This is a genomic window from Polaromonas sp. P3_C2 (assembly GCF_056402675.1).
In genome coordinates this window covers 1-2,874 of sequence record NZ_JBFUGX010000548.1, presented here as the reverse complement: position 1 = coordinate 2,874, position 2,874 = coordinate 1, and the positions used below count along the sequence as shown (strand labels likewise).

At 61.2% G+C, this 2,874-nt stretch carries 3 protein-coding genes; 2 read left to right on the top strand and 1 reads right to left on the bottom strand.

Features of this window, described 5'->3' with window-relative positions:
* Positions 1–16: 16 nt before the first annotated feature.
* Entirely contained in the window at positions 17–826 is an 810-nt protein-coding gene (locus AC1DWI_RS18750) for an NAD-dependent epimerase/dehydratase family protein (protein ID WP_477725428.1), read from the bottom strand.
* Between the two features lie 216 nt (positions 827–1,042).
* Here AC1DWI_RS18750 and AC1DWI_RS18745 point away from each other — a divergent pair, with 216 nt between their 5' ends.
* Together AC1DWI_RS18745 and AC1DWI_RS18740 are read left to right on the top strand one after the other, a co-directional pair.
* On the top strand, positions 1,043–1,816 hold the full coding sequence (locus AC1DWI_RS18745; protein WP_477671062.1) for a FadR/GntR family transcriptional regulator: 774 nt from the start codon (positions 1,043–1,045) through the stop codon (positions 1,814–1,816).
* Positions 1,817–1,881: 65 nt separating this feature from the next.
* A partial coding sequence (locus tag AC1DWI_RS18740) for an enolase C-terminal domain-like protein (RefSeq protein WP_477725427.1) occupies positions 1,882–2,874 on the top strand: 993 nt, incomplete at its 3' end.

The window sequence follows — 2,874 nt, the reverse complement described above, 5'->3', positions numbered from 1 at the left end:
TGTTTATCCTGACCACTCAGTCGCCGAAAGGACCGGCTACTACGAAGACGCCGCCCTGGTACTGGGCGACCGGGTCTGTCAGGTCAGGCGCGGGGGTTCGGGCGTAGACGGCCTCGCGAAAGATGTCCGAGCTGTCTTTCGGCACATAACCGATGTGGCGTGCGCGGCTGTTGTCCCACCAGGTGACGGCGTTGTCGGACATGCCGAACACAATACTGTGGCCCAGCACCGGCGTAGTCAGGCAGGCGGTGATCAAGCGGTGCAGGTCGTCAAAGCTCAACCAGGTGGCCAGCATGCGGCGGTCTTTGGGCTCGGCAAATGAAGAGCCGATGCGCACGCAAGCGGTTTCAATGCCGTGGCGGTCAAAGTACAGGCGCGCGAGATCTTCACCGAAGGCTTTGCTCAGGCCGTACAAACCGTCGGGCCGCGGCGGATGGTCGGCATTGATGGTCTGGTCCTGGCGGTAAAAGCCGGTGACGTGATTGGAGCTGGCAAAGACGATGCGCTTGACGCCGTTCTTGCGCGCGGCCTCATACAAGTTATAGGCGCCCAGGATGTTGGCTTGCAGGATGGGACCAAAGGGCCCTTCTACCGAGACACCGCCCAGGTGGACAATCGCGTCCACGCCCTGAACCATGGTGTGGACGGCGGCGGCATCGGCCAGATCGGCCAAAATCACCTCTTCGTTGGCTCCGGCAGCACCGAAAGGCTGCACGTCGGACAGCCGGAGTACCGAGCAATTGGCCTTCAGGCGCTCGCGCAAGGCCTTGCCCAAGCCACCGGCCGCGCCGGTCAACAAGAGCTTTTCGTGAACTTTGATGGTCATTTTTTTAATCTGCGTCCGGTGTGATTGCAAACACTGGACTTTTTTATGAAGTTTGTTAAAGTCAACCCAAGAACATCGCAGTCATAGGTTGTCTGATGACTTGGAATTCTCCAGTTCGCCCCCTAGCTTGTCAATGGTTTTTTAATGGACTCAAGGAAAACCCCTAGTCGCTCTGAGGCAGGCCTTACGGTTGGCTTTCACGAAGAGCCGTTGCGCATGCGCCGCCCCCGCGGACTGGTGAGTGAGATCGTCGAAAATCTGGCCACCAGCATCCGTTCAGGTCACCTGCAGCCGGGCGAAAAACTGCCCACTGAAGCCGAAATCATGGCCCGTTTTGACGTGAGCCGGACCGTGGTGCGCGAGTCGCTGTCCAAGCTCCAGGCCTCAGGGCTGGTCGAAACCAGGCACGGCATCGGCACCTTTGTCCTGCAACCGCAGGACGCCGGCAACTTCAAGATCACCGCCGAGGACTTTGCCACTGTGGCCGATGTGATCTCGGTGCTGGAGCTGCGCATCAGCCTGGAAACCGAAGCCGCCGGCCTTGCCGCCCAGAGGAGAACGCCAGAAAACCTCAAGGCCCTGGAAAATGCACTGCGCGCCTTTCACGACTCCATCAGCCTGGACTCTGACGCCGTGCCACCGGACTTCCAGTTCCATATGGAAGTGGCCCGCGCCACGGGCAACCGGCACTTCGCCGACCTGATGACCTACCTGGGCACCATGATCATTCCGCGCACTCGCGTCAACACGGCGCACAGCGCACCCGAAGGCCGCTTCAACTACCTGCAGCGGGTCAACAGCGAGCACGAGAGCATCTACAACGCCATCCGCAATCAGGATGCGGAGGCCGCACGCGCCGCCATGCGGACGCACCTGTCCAATAGCCGTGAACGGCTTCGCCGGGGCAATAACGCGCACACCATGCAGCCACCCGAAGAGCCTTCCGAACCTCAAGCGCCTCGCACTCTGGGTACAAATCTGGTTGCATAAATAATCGACGAGTTGTACGATAACTGATAAATTGTTTTATCAACCATCCTACAAGCAAGTCCGGTATGCCCGCTTCAAACGCTCCCGCAACAGCCCCTCACGCCCTTTCCCAAACTCCCCGAATCACTCGCGTGCAGGTGATTCCCGTGGCCGGCCAGGACAGCATGCTGTTAAACCTCAGCGGTGCCCACGGCCCATTTTTCACCCGGAACCTGCTGATCCTGACCGACAGTTCAGGCCGCACCGGCGTAGGTGAAGTACCGGGCGGCGAGAAGATCCGCAACACCCTGGAAGACGCCCGTGAACTGATCGAAGGGCAATCGGTAGGCGCGTGGAACCAGATTCTCAACACCCTGCGCACACGTTTTGCGGACCGCGACAGCGGCGGCCGCGGCAACCAGACCTTCGACCTTCGTGTGGCGATTCATGCCGTCACTGCCGTGGAAAGCGCCCTGCTCGACCTGCTGGGCCAATTCCTGGGCGTACCTGTGGCCGCACTGTTGGGCGAAGGCCAGCAACGGGATTCAGTGGCCGTGCTGGGCTACCTCTTTTATGTGGCCGACCGCAAGCAGACGGATCTGGCCTATGGCAGTGCGCCGGATGCGGAGGACGACTGGCTGCGCCTGCGCCACGAGACCGCCATGGACGCCGATGGCATCGTGGCATTGGCCGAAGCGGCTTACAAGCGTTACGGCTTCAAGGATTTCAAGCTCAAGGGCGGCGTGCTGCGGGGCGAGGAAGAGATGGAAGCCATCATCGCCCTCTCCGAACGTTTTCCCGATGCGCGCATCACACTGGACCCGAACGGCGGGTGGCTGCTCAAGGATGCCATCCGCATCTGCCAGGGCCGCGGCGATGTGCTGGCCTACGCAGAAGACCCCTGCGGCGCCGAAGGCGTGTTCTCCGGCCGCGAAGTGATGGCGGAGTTTCGCCGGGCCACCGGCCTGCCGACCGCCACCAACATGATCGCCACCGACTGGCGCGAGCTGTCGCACACCATCCACCTGCAGTCGGTCGACATCCCGCTGGCCGATCCACACTTCTGGACCATGCAAGGC